The following is a 2,885-nucleotide window of genomic DNA, read 5'->3' on the forward strand; positions in this document are numbered from 1 at the left end:
ATCGAGCCGGACGAAGGGTTTAGCTTCGCCGGGCGATGAACATCGGCAATGAGAACGATCAAGCCAATCGAGCTATTAGTACCGGTAAGCTTCATGCGTTGCCGCACTTCCACACCCGGCCTATCAACGTGGTAGTCTTCCACGGCTCTGATAGGGAACACTCGTTTTCAGGTGGGTTTCCCGCTTAGATGCCTTCAGCGGTTATCCCGTCCATATATAGCTACCCTGCTATGCCCTTGGCAGGACAACAGGTCCACCAGAGATATGTCCATCCCGGTCCTCTCGTACTAGGGACAGATCCTGTCAATATTCCTACACCCACGGCAGATAGGGACCGAACTGTCTCACGACGTTCTGAACCCAGCTCACGTACCGCTTTAATTGGCGAACAGCCAAACCCTTGGGACCTGCTCCAGCCCCAGGATGCGATGAGCCGACATCGAGGTGCCAAACAACCCCGTCGATATGGACTCTTGGGGGTCATCAGCCTGTTATCCCCGGCGTACCTTTTATCCGTTGAGCGATGGCCCTTCCACACGGGACCACCGGATCACTATGACCGACTTTCGTCTCTGCTCGACTTGTCAGTCTCGCAGTCAGGCGGGCTTATGCCATTGCACTCGACGACCGATTTCCGACCGGTCTGAGCCCACCATCGCGCGCCTCCGTTACTCTTTCGGAGGCGACCGCCCCAGTCAAACTACCCACCATACACTGTCCCGGATCCGGATAACGGACCGCGGTTAGACATCCATGACGATAAGGGTGGTATTTCAAGGATGGCTCCACGAGAACTGGCGTCCCCGCTTCAAAGCCTACCACCTATCCTACACATGCCGACACGAATGCCAGTGTAAAGCTATAGTAAAGGTGCACGGGGTCTTTCCGTCTGACCGCAGGAACCCCGCATCTTCACGGGGAATTCAATTTCACTGAGTCTATGTTGGAGACAGCGGGGAAGTCGTTACGCCATTCGTGCAGGTCGGAACTTACCCGACAAGGAATTTCGCTACCTTAGGACCGTTATAGTTACGGCCGCCGTTTACTGGGGCTTCGATTCAAAGCTTGCACCTCTCCTCTTAACCTTCCAGCACCGGGCAGGCGTCAGACCCTATACGTCGTCTTGCGACTTCGCAGAGCCCTGTGTTTTTGGTAAACAGTCGCTACCCCCTGGTCTGTGCCACCCTCACATACTTGCGTACATAAGGGTCACGCTTCTTCCGAAGTTACGCGTGCAATTTGCCGAGTTCCTTCAACATAGTTCTCTCAAGCGCCTTGGTATACTCTACCTGACCACCTGTGTCGGTTTCGGGTACGGTCTATACGGTGGAGCTATTTCCTGGAACCGCTTCCCCGCCCGGACAATCCAATAAGTCCGAACAAGTTACGCAATCCGTCACTACCACCAGGCCCACGATTATTAACGTGGTTCCCATCGACTACGCGTGTCCGCCTCGTCTTAGGGGCCGGCTAACCCTGCTCAGATTAACTTTAAGCAGGAACCCTTGGTCTTTCGGCGAGAGGGTCTCTCACCCTCTTTATCGTTACTCATGTCAACATTCGCACTTCCGATACCTCCAGGGCCCCTCACAGGTACCCCTTCATCAGCTTACGGAACGCTCCGCTACCACTGCGGCAACCTCAAGTTGCTACAATCCTCAGCTTCGGTGCATGGCTTCAGCCCCGTTACATTTTCGGCGCAAAGACCCTTATTTAGACCAGTGAGCTGTTACGCTTTCTTTAAATGATGGCTGCTTCTAAGCCAACATCCTGGTTGTTTTGGGATCCTCACATCCTTTCCCACTTAGCCATGACTTGGGGACCTTAGCTGGAGGTTAGGGTTGTTGCCCTTTTCACGACGGACGTTAGCACCCGCCGTGTGTCTGCCTGATAGTACTCCCCGGTATTCGGAGTTTGGTTAGGATCAGTAAGACGGTGAGTCCCCATAGCCCATCCAGTGCTCTACCCCCGGGGGTATTCGTCAGACGCTCTACCTAAATAGATTTCGCGGAGAACCAGCTATTTCCGAGTTTGATTGGCCTTTCACCCCTAGCCACAAGTCATCCCAATCTATTGCAACAGATGCGGGTTCGGTCCTCCAGTTGGTGTTACCCAACCTTCAACCTGCTCATGGCTAGATCACTCGGTTTCGGGTCTAATGCAACAAACTATATCGCCCTATTCAGACTCGCTTTCGCTTCGCCTACACCTACCGGCTTAAGCTTGCTTGTTACACTAAGTCGTTGACCCATTATACAAAAGGTACGCCGTCACCCTTGCGGGCTCCGACTGTTTGTAGGCATTCGGTTTCAGGTTCTATTTCACTCCCCTTGTCGGGGTGCTTTTCACCTTTCCCTCACGGTACTTGTTCGCTATCGGTCATGCACGAGTACTTAGGCTTGGAGAGTGGTCTCCCCATGTTCAGACAGGATTTCTCGTGTCCCGCCCTACTCTAGGACAATCATGATCCTTACGCGTACGGGGCTGTCACCCACTACGGCCAAGCTTTCCAGCTTGTTCCACTTCAATCACAATTGCCACTGGCCTGGTCCGCGTTCGCTCGCCACTACTTGCGGAGTCTCGGTTGATGTCCTTTCCTGCAGGTACTTAGATGTTTCAGTTCCCTGCGTTCGCTTCTTACACCCTATTTTATTCAGGTGAAGATACCTTATAACAATGCTTAGAAACCCAAGCCGCTCATGGAGCGGATTGGATTTTCTAAGCATTTAAGGTGGGTTTCCCCATTCGGAGATCCATGGATCAAAGCTTATTCGCAGCTCCCCACGGCTTTTCGCAGCGTATCACGTCCTTCATCGCCTGTGCATGCCAAGGCATCCACCAAATGCCCTTACGACACTTAATCGTTCTCATTGCCAATGCTCATC

General features: G+C 53.0%; 1 rRNA gene. It reads right to left on the minus strand.

Annotated features, from left to right (window positions below):
• Positions 1-54: 54 nt before the first annotated feature.
• Positions 55-2,863 (minus strand): 23S ribosomal RNA (locus AB4048_RS28585).
• Positions 2,864-2,885 lie beyond the last annotated feature (22 nt).

It is taken from the genome of Rhizobium sp. RAF56 (genome assembly GCF_052113965.1).
GTDB lineage: Bacteria > Pseudomonadota > Alphaproteobacteria > Rhizobiales > Rhizobiaceae > Rhizobium.